We start from the raw sequence: 17,424 nt of genomic DNA, 5'->3' as shown, positions 1-17,424 counted from the left end.
ATACTATCGTTTATTTACCCTGCAACACATCAATAACTATTTTACCTTTGGCTCTTCCCTTATTTAGGTAGTCGAGTGCGGCTTGAGTTTCATGTATGGGGTAGACTCTATCAATAACCGGTTTCAAAAATTCTTTCTCAAGTAATGAAGCAAGTTCTGCGAGAGTAGTGCCACTTGGCCATGAATAGACTAGTTGGAGACGCTGCCTCATCTTTTCAATTAAGGTATCTGCCCCTTTAGCTTTGACGGAGACTGATACTAATAGACCATGTTTGTTAAGAACTTTGGCAGACCTTTCTAATACTTCTCCGCCTAAAGAGTCGAGTACAAGGTCATAATCCTCGAGTAATTCCTCAAATTTTTCGGTTTTATAATTGATAACAGTGTCGGCACCGAGTCGTTTGACTAATGTAAAGTTGGCATCACTGGTGGTTGTGGCAACGAAGGCGCCAATATATTTCGCTATTTGTATAGCGATAGTACCGACTCCGCCGGAGCCAGCGTGGATAAGAACTCTTTGCCCTTTCTGTAATTTTCCCACTTCAATGAGAGATTGCCAGGCTGTTAAACCCAAGAGAGGGAAAGCGGCACACTCATTGTTGGAAAGATTGCAGGGGCGGATAGCTGCGTCCATTGCTTTGATTGAAGTGTATTCGGCAATCGTACCCGCTTGATTTGTATCGGGGCGTGCAAATATCAGATCGCCAATTTTAAAATTTCTGACAGCGCTGCCAATTTCTACTACTTTCCCAGTAACATCGTACCCGACAATATGCGGCATTTTTACAGGCATTACGTTTTGTAAAGCCCCCGATATTGCCCAGTTATCGAGGGGGTTGATACTGGCCGATTGTACCTTTACTAAAATACTATTTTTATCCGGTGAAGGTTTAGGCATCTGTGCAATTTCGATGGGGCTGCCATAAGACCTGATAATAGCGGCTTGCATATTTCACAGCTCTAAAATTAGAGGATTGATAGCTTTAGTGTGTTGAAAGACTTGCTAGTTTAGTAACTGTAAAAAAATAACGATTGAAAAAAGGGGCCCGAAGGCCCCTTGTAGCAGTAAATATAGCCACAATGGCTAGCGCAAGTTACTGATACAGCGGTTATATTCGCGAATATAAATCTTACCACCTACCGCAGGGTTAGCATTTGCCATATCTGCAGCGGCATTCATACAGCCTTCTACCTGGTCTCTAGTCAGACCCCAAGTTTGGGGGCGAGGTTGTGAGCCGCGGATATACATATCCCGGGGATTCTCATAACTACGAATAGAGGTGGGGGGCTGTACTCTGTAGAAATAACGGCCCTGCTCATTAAAGGCATAGAAAGTATTACCACTTTGATAATAAGTCTTGCCGAGAATTTGCACGGGTTCAGCGTTGGATGGGAGGCGCGTCATGCGGTCATCTGCATAACTGAAACCTGCGAGAGAACACAAGAGCACCATTGAAACAAGATATCGCATAACGTCTTCTCCTTCTCCTAGTTTGGCCACAAGTCTACTCAAACTGGGGGAGTGTCCCAACGTGCGGTAATGGAAGTTTCGGTTGTTGTAAAGGTATCTTTTAAGATCCGATCGAGATAACGGTTATGAATTCAATAATTATTTTTTACATGAATAGGTAGAAAACAAAAAAATTTCCTAGATAGCGGTTTTCTTATAGTAATCAGGACCTTTATTTTGCGGAGGTATTTGTAAGAAAGCTAAATCGTGGAGATAAGAATCTGGGTTAGATTGAAATACAAGAAAAATAGATTGTTACCTACCATTTTAAATTGCTCTGATTAAGGGGAAGTTAAAGGGTGGTTTAAAAAATTACATTGTTGTTTAAAACTGTCATCGAGCCATAAAATTACTCAGGCGTGCCACAGGAGATCAAGAGACTTGTGAGCTGATCTCTAGCGATAATGGTCAATTTCAATTTATGGCCGCTTACAACCCCCTCTTCTTAGGCTTGATCAGAGCTTTTGAAATATAGATTTACTAATTTACAAGCCGAGATTCTGCTCTTTAGAAATGGGTCGTAGGTCCTTATGCCCTGGTTGATGAATGTTCAGCACTCGTACCAAGTAACGAGGCTCTTGTCGCACTAATAGCCTCATAATCTGATACCATCGGCGCAAACCCCTTCGCTAGATGATTTTTTATGAAACTACTGCGTTCACTTCTATTTATTGTGCTTGCCCTAATGGTGATATCTGCCCTGGCTGCGCCGGGTTTTATCGGCCCCAAAGTAGAGGAAATTTGGAAGCAGCAATTGGGCCGCTTGCAGGGGGGGAATTCCACGGGTTACGAACGCGGATGGTTTGGTGCTGAAACCAATACTGAAGTGGCATTGCCGGATGGCACTACCCAGCTCAATACCGAGATCCATCATGGGCCGGTGTTGCTTACCTCCAAGGGGCCGCGCCTGGGTGTGGTTTATACCGAGACCCGGCTGGAGCTGGATCAACTACAGCCTGAATTGCGCGCTCAATTGGAGTCCATTTATGGCGCTTTACAGGCGAGTCCGGTAGTTCTGGAAACCCTGGTTACCGCCGACAACCGGGTGCTGAATACCCTGCGCTTAGACCCTTTCAAAAATACTGGCCCACTCGGGGAGCTGGAGTTTGACGGTGGGGAGGTTGCCGTATCTACGGATTACACCGGTGCTGTGCTGAACGGTGTCGTGGAGCTGGGAAGCTTGCGCCATATTCGCGAAGGTATCGAAGTACTGTTTACCGAGCCCCTTGAAGGCGAGTTTGAATATATGCCCGGCGAGGGCGGTAATGCGGAGCTGCGATTGTCGTTGCTGAGGGCAGAATCAGATTCCGGGCCGGTTCAATTGCGCGATGTTACCCTGGACCTGACCTTGGAAGAATTGGCGGCACAGACCCTGAAAATTATCAGTGACCTGAAGCTCCCCACCGTGGACTCGGCAACACCGATTACCTCTGTGCGCCAGCAGATGACCTTGCCGAGAATTAAGACTGCGGATCTGGGGCACTACCTGCGTGTATTGTTGCCGGCCCCTGAGCGGAATTGGGCTCGTGAAATGAGTCGCCCGCTGCGCCTGGAGCAACAGCTGGCGATTCAATCTCGCAATGGCCCGGTGTTAGTAGATGCTGATATCGATTGGCGGGGTATGCGCAAATCCTCCCGCCGAGGTGCCAGTGAGATCGATCAGTGGCTCAAACCGCTGGTAGGTAGTATGACCGTTAGCGCTGCAGAGCAGGCGCTCTTGCAGTCCCCCCTGGTAGGTCAGGCAATGCTTCTGCGAGATTATGGCCTGCTGATCGAAGACAAGGGTGAGCTGCAAATGTACCTCAAGGTCAATCGTGGCCAGTTGGAGGTGAATGGAGAGCAGTTGCCGGCAGACCTGTTTGTAATGGCCCTTACCGGTAAATTCTGATTGCCCAGGGCCAGCTGCTGTCCTGGCAGCTGGTCCCAGAGCGCAGCTGCAGGGCAGCCGCTAAGGCCTCTAACCCGTATTGCGCATGCCCGCTGCAATCCCTGCGATAGTGACCATCAGCGCGCTTTCCAATACCCCATCACTTTCCCGTTCGCGCAAACGTGCCATCAGCTCGGCCTGCAATAGGTGCAAAGGGTCAGTGTAGGGATCGCGCACGCGGATGGACCAGCGCATCACGGGATTGTTATCCAACAAGCTCTCCCGCCCAGTAAGCTGTTTTAGGGCCTCTACAGTGTGAGCAAGTCGCTCTCGCAAACTAACGCCCAGATGGATAAGGTCAGCATCTTTGGTGAGTCGCTCTTCATACCAGGAGGCAACGCGGGGATCAGCTTTAGCCAGCACCATTTCGAGCATATCCACAACGCCTTGGAAGAAGGGCCACTGACGGCTCATATCCCGCAGAATATCGGTTTCATCTGCGTGCTTAAGGGCATTCTCCAAGGCGGCGCCAGTGCCCAGCCAGGCCGGTAACATCAGTCGTATCTGGGTCCAGGCAAACACCCACGGGATCGCCCGCAGTGATTCGACACCGCCACCGGGTTTACGCCTTGCCGGGCGGCTGCCCAGGGCCAGGCGGCTCAGCTCGGTTTCCGGGGTGACAGTGCGCAAGTAAGCCACCAGGGCCGGATCATCCTGCACGACTTCCCGATAATTGCCGACAGAGACTTCCGTGAGCCGGTCCATCTCCGCGCGCCACTCCGAACGCGGCTCTGCCGGGGGCATCAGTGTCGCCTCCAGAGTTGCGGCGACATACTGCTCCAGGTTGTAAGCAGCTACAGAGGGGCGGCCGTATTTGAAGCGAATCATTTCTCCCTGTTCGGTAACGCGAATGCGCCCGGCTATTGATCCCGGTGGCTGCGACAGCAGGGCCATACGAGTCGGCGAGCCGCCTCGGGATATGGAGCCGCCCCGGCCGTGAAACAGAGTTAGGGGGATACCGTGGTTGCGGAATATTCCGGTGAGAGCTTCCTGTGTGCGGTACTGGGCCCAGGCGGCGCCCAGGAAGCCGGCGTCCTTGGCGGAGTCCGAGTAGCCGATCATCACTTCCTGGCCATCGAGCACACGCTGCTTGTAGAGGGGGATATTCAGCAGGGTACTCATAGTGGTAGCTGCACCATCGAGATCGTCGAGGGTTTCAAACAGGGGAACCACTCGCATTGGCACCTGCACCCCGGCAATTTTTTGCAGCAGCATTACAGCGAGAACATCGGAAGGTGTGGTCGCCATTGAGATAACGTAGGCACCTAATCCTTCGGGACCCTGTTCGGCAATGACCTTGCAGGTCTGTAAGACTTCGCTTACCTCTTCGTCACAAAAATCACTGCGGTAAAAGCTCTCGTCCACCAGTGGGCGGCGGCTGTCCAGCTCGGACACCAGGAACTCCTGTTTCTCCTCTTCACTCCAACTACTGTAATTGCCCATACCCAGATAGCGGGTAATGGCATCCAGGGTGTCAGCGTGGCGGGTGGATTCCTGTCGTATATCCAAACGCAATAGAGTGATGCCGAAGCAGTTGAGTCGCCTCAGGGTATCTTTAAGTTGGCCATCGGCGATGGCTGAGAGGCCCACATCGCGTAGGGAGCGGTCGATCAGGCGCAGCTCGTCGGCCAGCTGCTCGCTGCTGGTAAACGCGAGGCCGGAAGGCTCTGCGCGTCGACCAATGCGGGCCTCCATTTTTTCCCGGGTTATTTTGAGACGGTCGCGAACCTGGCGCAGCACCAGGCGATAGGGCTCGTGGCTGGGGCCAGTGCGCTGTAAAAGTTCTTCGCTGGCGCGATGCATGGACAAATCTGCGAGCAGGTTTTCCACATCGCGCAGATAGAGGTCGGCGGCCATCCAGCGGGCTAGGTGCAGAACTTCCCGGGTGACGCTGGCGGTGACATTGGGGTTGCCGTCCCGGTCTCCCCCCATCCAAGAGGCAAAGTGGATGGGAACCCAGTCCACCGGCAGAGGGGGAAGCTTGGCCAGGGCCAATTCACTGTCTATTTCCCGCATGCTTCTGGGAACCGCCTGCCACAGGGACTGTTCGATAGTGGCAAAGCCCCATCTGGCTTCATCAACCGGAGTGGGCCTGGAGCGACGGATCTCGTCTGTGCTCCAAGCGGAAAGGATCTGCTCTTGTAGGTGGCGACGTAAATCCTGGGATTCTTCTAGGGTCAGGTCGGGCCTGTCCAGTGTGTTGAGCAGGTCTGCAACTCGATCGTATTTGCGAATTAGGGTACGGCGTGTCACTTCGGTGGGATGAGCGGTTAGGACCAGTTCTACGGATAACTCTTTTAGTGTCCCGTGGATTTCCTCGGGAGACTTCCCCGCTTTGCTTAACTCTGCCAGTACCTGTTGCAGGCCGCGGTCTGTATCGGGATCTCCGGGAAAGCGCTGGTGCTGGCGGTGCAGTCTCTCGCGATGGCGCTGTTCGGCAATATTGGCCAGGTTTAGAAACTGGCTGAATGCCCGGGCAACTTCCAATAGGGTCGCATCATCCAGGGGGTCGAGTAGCTCTCGCAAGTGATCGGCCTGCATCGCCCCTTTGCTGCGGCTTTCAACGGCCGCCTGACGAATATTCTCAACGGTATCAAATAGTGGCTCGCCAACTTGGTTTCGGAATACTGCGCCGAGCTCTTCACCCAGCAGGCGTACATCTTCCCGCAAGGGGGCATTCTGGTCCTGGTTCACGAATCTATTTCTCCCTGTTAACAACGCGGTGAAAGTCAATCGGATAGGCATATTCGCACACTTTGTGATGAAGCATGCAATGTTGCAGCTGCAACTTTTGGCGAATAAGGGCTTGAGAAAGTAAATGAGGAAAAGTTGGTACAGCCTTTTGGCTAGTCAATCTGCTTTTGTCTTTTACGAGGTGTGAAAGTCGGTAATTTCAGTCAGGGAATCTTGGGTTCATTTCTTACTGAGAAGTAAATGGGCCCAAGATACTGGGCCCATAAAATGAAATATTTGCCATTAATAAGCTGGGCGCCGGTCGACCAGTGTCAGCCAGCCGCGAATAACCCGATAAATTACCCATATCCAGTTAATCGCAAGGATTAGGTAGCCTAGCCCCAGTACCCAGATGGTTAATGAGCCAACAATGGTCCACAGCAGCCAGAACCAGAAGGTGCGAATCTGCCAGCGGAAATGGGATTCGGCCAGGGTGCCGCGAACATCGCTGCGCTTAAAATAGTTGATTAATACCCCGATAAAAAATGGTACTGCAGTAAATAAGCTGATCGCCTGGATCAGGTAAACCATGATGGCCAGGTCGCGCCCGCTTTGTTCTCGGGCTTCCTGACTGCGTTCGGGATACTGCTCTGACATAACTTGTTCTCTTTACTATTCACTCCAATATAGTGTGGTGCAAATAGTGCATTTCAACTTAGCTGCGCTGGGATGTGTTATTTGCGCGGTGGATTGCAGACGCTTTTTCCGCCCTATTGTTTCCCAGTAAGAGTACTGTGGCTCGAAATTGGGTCACAGTAGGGTAGTTCATTTTAATGCCCACTCGGTGTGAACATTGCGTTCGCGCCAGGCCTTTAGCTGGCGTACAGATTCGCGCATAAGCTGTAAAAGCTCTGTGCGCTGTTGGCGACAATGTTCTCTTTCACTATCGATAGAGAGGTTTGCGGCCAGGGTACGCAAGCGAGAAGCTATTGTTTCGAGGCCGACCTCAATAGCTGAGCGAGCCAGTCTTTGTGCCTGCTGTTCTGCATCAAGCCAGTGGCGTCCAGTAATAGCGCTGGTTAATGACGTTATTTGTTTTGGCAGGGTGGCGGTGCGCTCGCTGAGTAATTCGGCAAACGTATGGTGATCCAATGTATCCCGCAGGCGAAATAGGGTATTGGTATTAAGGAGTCGAGTGGGCTTTGCTCCCTGGGGGCCTGCAATGCCCTGGCTTCGGCGAACAGCCCAACTCAATAATTGCATCAGCTGTCGGTCGCCGATCGGGTGGGTCAATACCCCGGTAAAGCCTCTGGCTTGGTAGCGCTCCTTATCGCCAGAGCTGGCATTTTGTAAAAGGGCAAAAATAGGTAGTTCTGCACCTCTCTCCCTGCGGATTTCCCGCACTGCTTCAACACCATCCATCAACGGAAGATGGGTATCTGCCAAAATAAGATCGAAATTTTTTTGCAGTGCCGCGCTGCTCCCATCGATCCCATTGCACTCCCGTTGCACGTTATGGCCCATGGTCTCCAGGGTGGGCTGAAGGGAGTCATGCTTACTGTTTTCAACGAGTAATACAGAGAGCTGTTTGCCGGGTGCACGATGGCTTTCAGTGGGGAGTTTTAATTCTACTGTTTCAACATTACCGCACTGATGTAAGTTCTCCAGGGATTTAAGGGCGCTGTTTAATTGTCTTTTCCCGATTTCTACCAGGGCGCGCGTATTGTTGTCTTCGCTGCGAGCCAATAAATTCAAAGTGCCGAGAAGTGTATCCAGGGGATGCTGTAAGTGGTGCCGGGTTATGGTGAGGAGATCAGATTTCTCCTGGCGCAATTGTTCCAGCTCACTGAGAGCATCGGCAAGTTGTTTTTCCAGTGCGATAAATTCGCTGTTACGACTGTGTACCTGTTGGAAAAGATTGCTATTTTCCTTGCTCAAATTTTTAAGCCGAGCATTGGTATCGAGAGTTAATTGGCGTAATTTAACTTGCCTATTTATTGCAAACGCACAAATTAGCAGTAGAAGCACAGCAGGTATTCCCATCCAAAAGAGCGGGACCTGACTTTTTAGTGTGGTAATAACATCGGCCTGTGCAGTACTCGATAAAAATACCGAACCCGAGACCAATAGGCCGAGGCATATGGCACGCAAGAATACGTGACGAGAGGGAATTCCCCCAGACAAAGTGGTTTCTATCATCCTTGTAACCAACGTTATTTAAATTGGACTAAATCCTGCAGTCCAAAAAGGGTTTATACGACTTGTTGTAATGAATACCCAGGCACACCGGAGATTTTTGATACTGCAATAAGCCCGCTTTTGGTACAAGAAAAATTTTGCTTCTGCTGTGGGGGGAGCAGAGGCGCTTCAGTTAACTTGCCGATAGAAGAGTTGCCGGCTGGCCCCGTCTGTTCTGCCTTGAGGTTGAGCGGCCGGGTTGTTGGGTGTGAAGTTAATCAGCAGATTGCATCTGATTACATAGAGGGATCTAGCAGCAATTTACTAGATTATATGGGTAGATTAGCGACAGCTCCTGAACAAATTACGCCGGAGCTGTCGTGAGGAAATAGTATTCAGGCAGCCTGGGGAATGCGCTCTTGCAGCAATTGCAACATACGCTCTGAGGGAAGGAAAAGGCGAATGCCATCGCAGTGTGCGAGCAGTTCCCGATAAAAATAATCGAAATGGGTGCAGCCCAAAATCAGGATCTGTACGCCACTTTTCACCAATGCCGCGACCAAGTCATCAAGGGCGTGTTGGCGAACGATCATTTCTGCGGCGAGGCCGTCCTCGATATCTTCCACAATTTGCAAGTTGCCAATACCGATGACTTTGGCGGTTGTATTGCGCTCGAGTATTTCCCGCTCGATATTGGCGCAGCTCTGGCAGTTGGCGGCCAGCAGTCCAAAGTTGCGATAGCGCTGGGTAAGCTCAGCGTAGACCTCGAGAGGGGATACCACCTCAATGGGGGAGGCAGCTTTTACCGCCGTCATATCCACAGCACCGGAAAGTGAGTTGCAATAGATCATGGCCGCTTCTGCACCGGCCTGGTACAGCTGCTCAATGGCTTCGATCAATTGTTGGGTAAGGGCGTCGCGCTCCAGCGCCTGCAATTGAGTCTGGGCCTGGGGAGAGGAAGATAGGGACAGGCCCACGCCACGAAGTTGGCGCGCGGCGAGGAAGTCCAACCCGAAGCGGGTATCTGTGGGGGTGCCGGCGACCACGCCAACGGTCATGGAACTGTTTTCAATGGCGTTATCGGTCAACACAGTCATGTTCCTCTCTCGTAATGCCTAATCGAGTATCGGTGACCCCTCAGGCAGCGCGTTTGCTCCACAGGGGGACAAGCGTATTAATCCACACTCGGCGCACCCAGTCGAGATAAATTCCGTAGGGGCGGCCAAGAGCTCCCGCGATGAGCATAAAAGTAATACTGGCGGTGGCAATTTCGTCCCAGCTGGCCCCACCGAGGCGCATATTGGCCATATATAGCGGGAACTGGAAGCTGAGGAATACAAAGGTGTCTACCAGATAGGCATTGATAAAGCCGCCACCCCCAAAACGGTTCACAATCCAGTTGCGATACATACTGAATGGACGGGCGATAAGGGTATTGAATACCAGGGCCATCAGGCGAACTTTCAGGTGTTCGTTCCAACTCATACCCGCCAGAATCAGCTCGATGGGGATCGCTACAGCCCAAGAGAAGCTATTCATGGCGAAGATGTCCAGCATAAAGTCCCAGCGGCGCGCCCCAGATGCCTTTTCATCTGGGGCATCTGGACTGGATGGGGATAGTGCGGGCGCGGACATTGGGCAAACAACCTCGTAGACAGTGGCCGCCTAAACGACTTTGGCGACAGACCGGCGATTATATCTACAATTTGCATAAAAGCTAGCCTTACATCTCGACTGATAGTTTCTAACGATACATTTGTCCTATTTTTTAATTATTTATTAATCTAATTATCTTGTTGTGAAAATCTGGCAGCTGGTCACGAATGGCTGGCACCGGTTAATATGCAACTCTTTGCATAAGATGAGTTGGAGTTTTCATGTCCCTGCGCTTTGCCGTTCTCACCTTGCTGGATATTGAGCCCGGCAGTGGTTATGACCTTAAGCGGCGCTTTGAGCGCAGCGTCTCCCACTTCTGGAGTGCCAGCCATCAACAAATGTATCGCGAGCTGCACAAGTTACATGAGGAGGGCCTGCTGGACTGTGAGGAGCAAGCCCAAGAAGGCAAGCCGGACAAGAAGGTCTATAGCCTCACGGATCTAGGTCGCGCCGAGCTGCGTGACTGGGTCACTCAGCCCAGTGCGCCGCAGAAGATTCGCGAGCCTTTCCTGGTGCGTATGTTCGCCGGCCACAACCTGAGCAAGGATGAAATGCGAGATGCTCTGGAGGCCCAACTGCGCCAACATCGCAGCTCTCTGGAAAGTTACCAGGAGCAAAATGAGCGGGTATTAAAGAGTGATACAGCGCTCCAGGAGCGCTACTGGTTGGCACATCAAACCCTGCTTTTGGGTATTGAGGCGGAAAAGACCTGGATCAGTTGGGCGGAAGGTCTGCTGAGTGAGCTTGAAGAGTCCGTAAAAAAATAACCGCTACTCGCTTGGAATGACGCGCCCGAATCTGGCCAGCGATGCTGTTTGGTGTTCAGTAACCTCGCTCTTTTAGCAAGTGGGGTGACCTTAGCCATGACTTTTACCGTAACACCTATCCGCGAAGATTTTTTAGAAAAGGTTCGTCAAGCAGGTCTAGATGATCTAGGGCAGCCGGTACGGCAGCTGAGCGCCCAGGGCGGTGAGCCATGTCGTGATGTGCGACGGCGCGCACGGCCGGGGGAGAAAATCCTCTTGGCGAGCTACTGCCCTTTCTCTTTTGCCGGTCCTTACCGGGAATACGGGCCTGTATTTGTACTGGCGCAGCCGCAGCCGGAACAAGACTTCAGAGCACAGAATAGCTTCCCCCCGCTAAATAATAATGCGGAAGATTATTTCAAGAGTGGTGTGCCACTAGTGCTTCGCGCCTATAGCGCTGAAGAGCACATCGTGTCTGCGAAATTGGTGGGCCCTGAACAAATAAAAACAGAAGTGAGTGAATATTTTATGCAGGATGAGATTGATTTCGCTCTGCTGCGCTTCGCTGCTTATGGTTGCTATGCGCTGCGGCTGGATCGCGCATAGTTTTAATAGATATTTGTGAAGGCCAGGTCGCCGGTTAATAAAATCCTGGTGTCAGTGGTAGTGAGAACCACCGGTCTTTTTGGTGGTTGTTTCGGAGTTCAGTATTTATTCCCGAACTCCGAAAATATTTCAAAATTAAATGGAGATTTTTTCCAATACCAAGCTGCCAATGGAATAGCCCGCGCCAAAGGAACAGATAATTCCCCGGTCACCGACCTGCAAGTCATCGCTGTGTAAATTAAACGCGATAACTGAGCCGGCACTTGCCGTGTTGGCGTAGCGGTCCAGAACGATGGGCGCGCGCTCAACGCTTGCATTGTCACCCATTAGCTTCTTGGCGATCAGGTTGTTCATATTGATATTGGCCTGATGGAGCCAGTAGCGGCGCACGCTGTGAGGATCGGTGTCCGTCTCTTGCAGGTGGGCTTCAATATGAGACGCCGCCATGGGGCAAACTTCTTTAAATACCTTTCGGCCATTCTGGCGGAACAACTTACCGGGACCAAATGGGTCCACATCGGCGGCGCGAGCGGTGTAGCCAAAGTTCGAACGGATATTGTTGGAGAAAACGGTTTTCGCTTTGGTGCCGAGAATTTCCCAGGCGCTTTCGACAGTACAGGTTTCTCTGCGCTCGATAATGCTGGCTACGGCTACATCGCCAAAGATAAAGTGGCTGTCTCGGTCGGTGTAATCCACTTGTGGTGAGGCCAGCTCAGCATTGATGACCAGTACAGTTTTGGCTGAGCCTGAGCAGATCGCATCCACCGCACGCTGAAGTGAGAAGGTGGCTGAGGAGCAAGCCACTTCCATATCAAAGGCAAAACCATCGATACCCAGTGCACCTTGGATTTCAATAGCAATAGCGGGGTAGGCGCGCTGCATATAGGAGGCACCGACAATGACCAAATCAATGTCAGACGCCTGCTTGCCGGCTTTCTCCAGAGCTAGTCTGGCGGCCTTTAAGCCCATTTCGGCTTGTACACTCAGCTCGTCATCTGCGCGCTCGGGAATAAGGGGGCGCATGCGCTTCGGATCAAGGATGCCATCGCGGGTCACCACATAGCGGCTCTTGATGCCTGAGGCCTTCTCGATAAATTCTGCAGAAGAGAAAGGTTTTGCTGCGCGCTCACCGGCCTCAATCTCTTGAGCATGCTCAAGATTGTACTGCTCGGCATGGGTGTTATAGGCATCTACCAACTCTTCATTGCTAATAGATTCCGGTGGGGTCCACAGGCCTGTGCCGCTGATGACAATGCCCCGTGGCAACTTGTATTCACTCATCGCTGAATTCCTGGCCCGCGACAACAGAAATGCGGGCAATTTAGTCGCTGTTAGAACCTTAGCAGTGCTGGCAGATGAGGGACTGAGGCGCCAGAACGGCAAGGTAAGCTATTGTGACGTTGGGGTGACTATGGGTCTATTTGTAGTCGCGCCGAACAGTCATGGCGTTCTGGCCAAAACGAAGGCGCTGACCTGTTTTGCCCCGGCTGTGAGTAGCTGGCGAGTGATGATTTCAAGGGTCGCTCCCGTGGTTACAACATCGTCTACCAGGCCGATATGGGCACCCGATATTTCTCCGCGCACGGCAAAGCTGTCAGACAGGTTTTTCAGCCGTTGGTTGCGGCTGAGTTGAGACTGGGTTTTGGTGGAAGTTGTTTTGCGCAGTAGTTGCAGATCTACTGGCAGGCACCAGTTTTGCCCCAGACCACTGGCAATAAGTTGAGCCTGGTTGTAACCGCGTTGCCAATAGCGACGCCAGTGCAGAGGAACCGGGGTAAGTATGTCAGGCATATCCTCTGGAAGCCCCAATTGGCGGGCAGCTAGCTGTATAAGGCTGTGTCCGGCGGCCAGGTCCCGGTGGTATTTGAAATGTTGGATTAAGTGGTTGATTGGGTAAGCGTATTGCCAGGCAGCGCTGATCTTCTTTAAGGTGGGTGGCCTCTGTAAACAGGCCGCGCAAATATTATCTTTTGCCGCCGCCAAGGGTAGGGCGCAGTAGCGGCAACCACGGCCTAGCGCCGGTAGTTCCTGAGTGCAGGCAGAACAGATTCCAACCTCTCCCGATGCTCCGCCGCACAGCAGGCAGCGGGCCAGACTTTGGGCAAGTTTTCTACTGAAAAGCTTGTAAACCATATTGTCTCTTCCGAGTTGACAGCGGTTTGGCCGTGGCTAAACTGGCCAGTCTGGTGGATTGAACGGCAGACGCTGAATTAGGGCTCGCTGATCGATGCCGCTAGAGCCTGTTAACAGGCTGTGAGTATCCGATTTTAATAAGCAACAGAGAGAGTACGCCCTGTGACTGCCGCCCAGCAAATGCCCGCCGCAGAGATCCGCCACGACTGGACCCGCCAGCAGGTACTGGACCTCTTCGCCATGCCGTTTAGCGACTTGATGTTTACCGCGCAGCAAGTGCACAGAGCTTATTTTGATGCCAATCGGGTACAGGTCAGTACCCTTTGCTCTATCAAGACCGGTGCTTGCCCTGAAGACTGTGCCTACTGTCCCCAAAGCGCCCGCTATGACACCGGGCTGGAGCGGGAAAAACTGATGAAGGTTGAAAAGGTGTTGCAGGAGGCAAGGGCGGCTAAGGCCGGTGGTGCTACCCGCTTCTGCATGGGGGCCGCCTGGCGCTCTCCCAAGAAAAAAGATATGCCTTACGTGACCCAGATGGTACGAGAAGTAAAGGCGTTGGGTATGGAAACCTGTATGACCCTGGGCATGCTAAATGATGATCAGGCCCAGGAGTTGGCGGATGCAGGCCTCGATTACTACAACCACAATTTGGATACTTCGCCGGAATATTACGGTGAAATTATTACCACTCGCACCTACCAGGATCGCCTGGAAACCTTGGGGCGTGTGCGCTCGGCGGGAATGAAGGTCTGTGCTGGTGGCATTGTGGGAATGGGTGAAGGCGACAAAGATCGCGCCGGATTATTGATGCAATTGGCGAACCTGCCGGAGCACCCCGAATCAGTGCCCATCAATATGCTGGTAAAAGTCGCAGGTACCCCACTGGAAGAACAAAAGGACCTGGATCCCTTCGAGTTTATTCGCTGCATTGCTGTGGCCCGTATCATGATGCCGAAATCCCATGTGCGCCTATCCGCCGGTCGCGAGCAGATGAGCGATGAGATGCAGGCAATGGCCTTCCTTGCCGGCGCCAACTCTATTTTTTACGGTGAAAAACTGCTGACGACCGCGAATCCGGAAGCTAACGAAGATATGCAGTTGTTCAGTCGCCTGGGTATTAAGCCAGAAGAGTATCAGCAGTACGCCGATGAGGCTGAGGTGGAAGCGGAATTGAACGCGCAGATCACCGAACAGCAAAATGATGCTTTCTTCTACGACGCGGCCAAATGACTCTGAATGAAGTTCTGCAACAGCGCCTCGCCGAGCGCCGCCAGCAGAATCTGTACCGGGAGCTAAAAACCCTCGATCGTGCACCCGGGCCGCGAGCCCGGGTCGATGGGCGGGAGCTACTGGTATTTAGCAGTAACGACTACTTGGGGCTTGCCAGCCGCGAGGAAGTCATCGCAGCACAGAAGGCGGGAGCGGAGTGTGGTGCAGGCGCCACAGCCTCTCACCTGGTTAATGGTCACCTGGATATTCATCACCGCTTGCAGCAGTGCATCGCCGAGGTAACCGGGCGAGAAGCGGCGCTGATATTCTCGAGTGGCTACATGGCGAATATCGGCACTATTTGTGCCCTGTTGGGGCGAGCCGACAATATTGTTTCGGACAGGCTTAATCACGCCTCACTGATTGACGGTGCCCGCTTGAGTGGCGCCAACAGTCTGCGCTTTGCCCATAACGATCTCGCTGGCCTTGAACGCCAATTGCAGCGCGCTACTAGCCGGGGTGGCGCTACTTTAGTAGCGGTGGATGGCGTTTACAGCATGGATGGTGATTTGGCCCCTCTGGCTGAGATTGCCACTCTGTGTAAGCGATACAACGCCTGGTTAATGGTTGATGAGGCCCACGGCTTTGGCGTAATGGGTAGCGAAGCATACCCACTGGCGGGCAGCTGTGCCCTGGCGGGGCTGTCCCAGGAACAAGCCCCGGTTGTGATGGGTACCTTGGGTAAAGCGGTTGGCAATGCCGGTGCCTTTATTGCGGGCTCCCGGTCACTGATAGATTTCCTCACCCAGTTTGCGCGGCCCTATATCTATACCACCGGAATGACGCCAGCAGTGGCTGCCGGCGCCTTGGCTGCTATCGAATTGATTCGCGATGAGCCTCAGTTACAAGGGCGCTTGCGGGTAAATATCGCTTATTTCCGCCGCAGGGCACTACAGCTCGGCCTACCCCTACAGGCGTCAGCCAGTGCGATACAGCCGCTGGTGTTGGGCTGTGAAAGTACTGTGATGGCGGTTGCCAGAGAATTGCAGGAGCGCGGATTCCTGGTGGGTGCCATTCGCCCGCCTACAGTGCCGCTGGGCACTGCACGCTTGCGCATTACCCTGAGCGCGGCTCACCGGGCCGAGAATATCGATGAGCTACTAGGCGCGCTGCAGCAGATTTTGCAGGACGCAGGGGTACTGGATAAGTGATACGGGTTGAACACTTGGTTTTCCTGCACGGGTGGGGCGGGAGTGCAGACCTTTGGCAGCCGCTTATAGAATCCCTGGCGCGTCGTACAGAAGTGCAACTCCACTGTATTGAGTTACCTGGATTTGCTACACAGGGCGCTGAAGACTGGCCCCCACTAGAAGCTTTGCTGCAGAAGCTTTACCAGCAACTTCCCCCTCGCTGTATCCTGGTTGGCCACTCCCTCGGCGGTATGCTGGCCGTTCGCCTGGCTTCTATAGCGAAGCAGGACAAAGTTCTGGGGTTAATGACCATAGCTGCCAATGCCTGCTTTGTGGAACGAGATGGCTGGCCGGGCATGGCCGAGAGCACTTTCAAGGCATTTTTCGATGCTTTTACATCATCTCCGGAGAGTACCTGGGAGCGATTTTGCTCGCTGCAGGCGCGGGGTGATAGCGCCATGCGCTCTTTACTTAAAGACCTTAAGGCACAAACACCTCAAATAAATAGTGATGCCTGGCGGGAAGCATTGTGCTGTCTGGCAGAGTTGGATAATCGCAAATACCTGGAAAATCTGTCCGTGCCGGCACAGCATCTGTTTGGCAGCAGGGATGCCCTGGTTCCCATTGAAGCTGCTCGGTCCATTGAGGCGTGTGGGGACACCGTCAAAGTCATACCCGAGACGGGCCATTTACCCCATTGCACCAAGGCTGACATCGTCGCTGAATATCTATTCGAGCTTCTTGAGTCTATTGGAAATCCCCCGGCTGAGCCGTTTGATAAGGCTGCGGTAGCTCGCTCTTTTACCCGGGCAGCACAGGGCTACGATGATTGCGCCCATCTGCAGCGGGCAGTCTGCCGGCAACTGTTGGCCCAAGCCGATGACAGCTGGGCACCCCGTACGATCCTCGATTTGGGCAGTGGCACCGGATTCGGTACTGAACTGTTGCGGCGGCATTTTCCTAAGGCGCAAATTATTGCCCTGGATCTGGCGGAGGGGATGCTGAAATTTGCCCGGACGCAAAGACCCGAAGCTGATGGTTACATTGCGGCCGATGCCGAACAATTACCCCTGGCGGCGGGTAGTATTGATTTGGTGTTTTCAAGTATGGCGCTGCAATGGTGCTACCGCCTGCCACAGTTGTTTGCTGAGTTGCAGCGAATACTGGCCCCTGAAGGGCGGTGCCTGGTTGCCACCCTTGGCCCTAAAACCCTGGTGGAATTGAAACAGAGTTGGGCTCAAGTGGATGGGGGTGTACATGTCAATCAGTTTCTGGCCGCCGAGCAATGGCGTGAAGCGGCGCTGCACAGTGGTCTCGGCGGATTGGTTACGGATGAACTGCGCCTGCTGCACTTTGATAGCCTGCGGCAGTTGATGCGGGAGCTTAAGGGAGTGGGTGCACACAATATTAACCGGGCGGCGGATAAAGGTATGACAGGTCGCCGCAAACTGCAGTACTTGTCCGTAGCCTATGAAAATAAGCGGGAAGAGCGAGGGTTGCCGGTAACTTACGAGGTGATCTATATGAATCTCACCGCTTGCAGGGCAAAAAAATCCGGCTGACCTGCGCCTATTGCAACGCAGGGAGCCGGGTGCA

The 17,424-nt window shown here is 52.8% G+C and carries 15 protein-coding genes; 6 read left to right on the top strand and 9 right to left on the bottom strand.

Features of this window, described 5'->3' with window-relative positions:
• Positions 1-10: 10 nt before the first annotated feature.
• Entirely contained in the window at positions 11-949 is a 939-nt protein-coding gene (locus ACJJIN_RS15955) for an NADP-dependent oxidoreductase (protein ID WP_444895367.1), read from the bottom strand.
• Between the two features lie 135 nt (positions 950-1,084).
• A complete protein-coding gene (locus ACJJIN_RS15950) occupies positions 1,085-1,471 on the bottom strand; it encodes a hypothetical protein (RefSeq protein ID WP_282934530.1) in 387 nt (128 codons plus the stop codon).
• 682 nt (positions 1,472-2,153) lie between these two features.
• On the opposite strand from ACJJIN_RS15950, the gene ACJJIN_RS15945 reads away from it, so the two are divergent.
• A complete protein-coding gene (locus ACJJIN_RS15945) occupies positions 2,154-3,398 on the top strand; it encodes a DUF945 family protein (RefSeq protein ID WP_444895366.1) in 1,245 nt (414 codons plus the stop codon).
• Between the two features lie 69 nt (positions 3,399-3,467).
• Here the strand turns inward: ACJJIN_RS15945 and ppc are convergent, their stop codons facing one another.
• The 5 genes from ppc to alaE all read right to left on the bottom strand — a co-directional run bounded on the left by ppc (position 3,468) and on the right by alaE (position 9,923).
• Positions 3,468-6,131 carry a phosphoenolpyruvate carboxylase gene (gene ppc, locus ACJJIN_RS15940; RefSeq protein WP_444895365.1) on the bottom strand — a complete coding sequence of 888 codons (2,664 nt, stop codon included), beginning with the start codon at positions 6,129-6,131 and terminating at the stop codon, positions 3,468-3,470.
• A 282-nt stretch (positions 6,132-6,413) separates the two neighbouring features.
• Entirely contained in the window at positions 6,414-6,767 is a 354-nt protein-coding gene (locus tag ACJJIN_RS15935) for a DUF4870 family protein (RefSeq protein WP_444895364.1), read from the bottom strand.
• 168 nt (positions 6,768-6,935) lie between these two features.
• Positions 6,936-8,309 carry a response regulator gene (locus ACJJIN_RS15930; protein ID WP_444895363.1) on the bottom strand — a complete coding sequence of 458 codons (1,374 nt, stop codon included), beginning with the start codon at positions 8,307-8,309 and terminating at the stop codon, positions 6,936-6,938.
• A gap of 374 nt (positions 8,310-8,683) precedes the next feature.
• Complete coding sequence (locus tag ACJJIN_RS15925; RefSeq protein WP_444895362.1) at positions 8,684-9,385, bottom strand: aspartate/glutamate racemase family protein; 702 nt, start codon at positions 9,383-9,385, stop codon at positions 8,684-8,686.
• 40 nt (positions 9,386-9,425) lie between these two features.
• Entirely contained in the window at positions 9,426-9,923 is a 498-nt protein-coding gene (alaE, locus tag ACJJIN_RS15920; protein WP_444895361.1) for an L-alanine exporter AlaE, read from the bottom strand.
• Positions 9,924-10,165: 242 nt separating this feature from the next.
• Here alaE and ACJJIN_RS15915 point away from each other — a divergent pair, with 242 nt between their 5' ends.
• Both ACJJIN_RS15915 and ACJJIN_RS15910 read left to right on the top strand, forming a co-directional pair.
• On the top strand, positions 10,166-10,711 hold the full coding sequence (locus ACJJIN_RS15915; RefSeq protein WP_413664186.1) for a PadR family transcriptional regulator: 546 nt from the start codon (positions 10,166-10,168) through the stop codon (positions 10,709-10,711).
• A gap of 96 nt (positions 10,712-10,807) precedes the next feature.
• Positions 10,808-11,296: a DUF1203 domain-containing protein gene (locus ACJJIN_RS15910; RefSeq protein ID WP_413664187.1), complete on the top strand. Its 489-nt coding sequence runs from the start codon at positions 10,808-10,810 to the stop codon at positions 11,294-11,296.
• 135 nt (positions 11,297-11,431) lie between these two features.
• On the opposite strand, the gene ACJJIN_RS15905 is transcribed toward ACJJIN_RS15910, so the two are convergent.
• Complete coding sequence (locus tag ACJJIN_RS15905; protein WP_413664188.1) at positions 11,432-12,577, bottom strand: beta-ketoacyl-ACP synthase III; 1,146 nt, start codon at positions 12,575-12,577, stop codon at positions 11,432-11,434.
• A gap of 159 nt (positions 12,578-12,736) precedes the next feature.
• Positions 12,737-13,429: a ComFC family protein gene (locus ACJJIN_RS15900; RefSeq protein ID WP_444895360.1), complete on the bottom strand. Its 693-nt coding sequence runs from the start codon at positions 13,427-13,429 to the stop codon at positions 12,737-12,739.
• A gap of 180 nt (positions 13,430-13,609) precedes the next feature.
• On the opposite strand from ACJJIN_RS15900, the gene bioB reads away from it, so the two are divergent.
• The 3 genes from bioB to bioC are packed head-to-tail and all read left to right on the top strand — an operon-like array spanning position 13,610 to position 17,390.
• Complete coding sequence (gene bioB / locus ACJJIN_RS15895) at positions 13,610-14,659, top strand: biotin synthase BioB (protein WP_413665834.1); 1,050 nt, start codon at positions 13,610-13,612, stop codon at positions 14,657-14,659.
• Entirely contained in the window at positions 14,656-15,849 is a 1,194-nt protein-coding gene (gene bioF, locus ACJJIN_RS15890) for an 8-amino-7-oxononanoate synthase (protein WP_444895359.1), read from the top strand. Before bioB ends, bioF begins: the two co-directional genes overlap by 4 nt.
• Positions 15,846-17,390 (top strand): malonyl-ACP O-methyltransferase BioC, encoded by a 1,545-nt coding sequence (gene bioC / locus ACJJIN_RS15885; RefSeq protein ID WP_444895358.1) that lies wholly within the window; start codon positions 15,846-15,848, stop codon positions 17,388-17,390. Before bioF ends, bioC begins: the two co-directional genes overlap by 4 nt.
• Positions 17,391-17,424 lie beyond the last annotated feature (34 nt).

The sequence above is a fragment of the Microbulbifer maximicatervae (SeqCode) genome, assembly GCF_052467505.1.
This window is presented reverse-complemented; position numbering and strand designations above follow the sequence as displayed.

What these genes read in the sequence shown, in the direction of transcription:
- ACJJIN_RS15955 (WP_444895367.1), bottom strand. Translation starts at nt 949, where the DNA reads ATGCAAGCCGCTATTATCAGGTCTTATGGCAGCCCCATCGAAATTGCA.
- ACJJIN_RS15950 (WP_282934530.1), bottom strand. Translation starts at nt 1,471, where the DNA reads ATGCGATATCTTGTTTCAATGGTGCTCTTGTGTTCTCTCGCAGGTTTC.
- ACJJIN_RS15945 (WP_444895366.1), top strand. Translation starts at nt 2,154, where the DNA reads ATGAAACTACTGCGTTCACTTCTATTTATTGTGCTTGCCCTAATGGTG.
- ACJJIN_RS15935 (WP_444895364.1), bottom strand. Translation starts at nt 6,767, where the DNA reads ATGTCAGAGCAGTATCCCGAACGCAGTCAGGAAGCCCGAGAACAAAGC.
- ACJJIN_RS15930 (WP_444895363.1), bottom strand. Translation starts at nt 8,309, where the DNA reads ATGATAGAAACCACTTTGTCTGGGGGAATTCCCTCTCGTCACGTATTC.
- ACJJIN_RS15925 (WP_444895362.1), bottom strand. Translation starts at nt 9,385, where the DNA reads ATGACTGTGTTGACCGATAACGCCATTGAAAACAGTTCCATGACCGTT.
- alaE (WP_444895361.1), bottom strand. Translation starts at nt 9,923, where the DNA reads ATGTCCGCGCCCGCACTATCCCCATCCAGTCCAGATGCCCCAGATGAA.
- ACJJIN_RS15915 (WP_413664186.1), top strand. Translation starts at nt 10,166, where the DNA reads ATGTCCCTGCGCTTTGCCGTTCTCACCTTGCTGGATATTGAGCCCGGC.
- ACJJIN_RS15910 (WP_413664187.1), top strand. Translation starts at nt 10,808, where the DNA reads ATGACTTTTACCGTAACACCTATCCGCGAAGATTTTTTAGAAAAGGTT.
- ACJJIN_RS15905 (WP_413664188.1), bottom strand. Translation starts at nt 12,577, where the DNA reads ATGAGTGAATACAAGTTGCCACGGGGCATTGTCATCAGCGGCACAGGC.
- ACJJIN_RS15900 (WP_444895360.1), bottom strand. Translation starts at nt 13,429, where the DNA reads ATGGTTTACAAGCTTTTCAGTAGAAAACTTGCCCAAAGTCTGGCCCGC.
- bioB (WP_413665834.1), top strand. Translation starts at nt 13,610, where the DNA reads ATGCCCGCCGCAGAGATCCGCCACGACTGGACCCGCCAGCAGGTACTG.
- bioF (WP_444895359.1), top strand. Translation starts at nt 14,656, where the DNA reads ATGACTCTGAATGAAGTTCTGCAACAGCGCCTCGCCGAGCGCCGCCAG.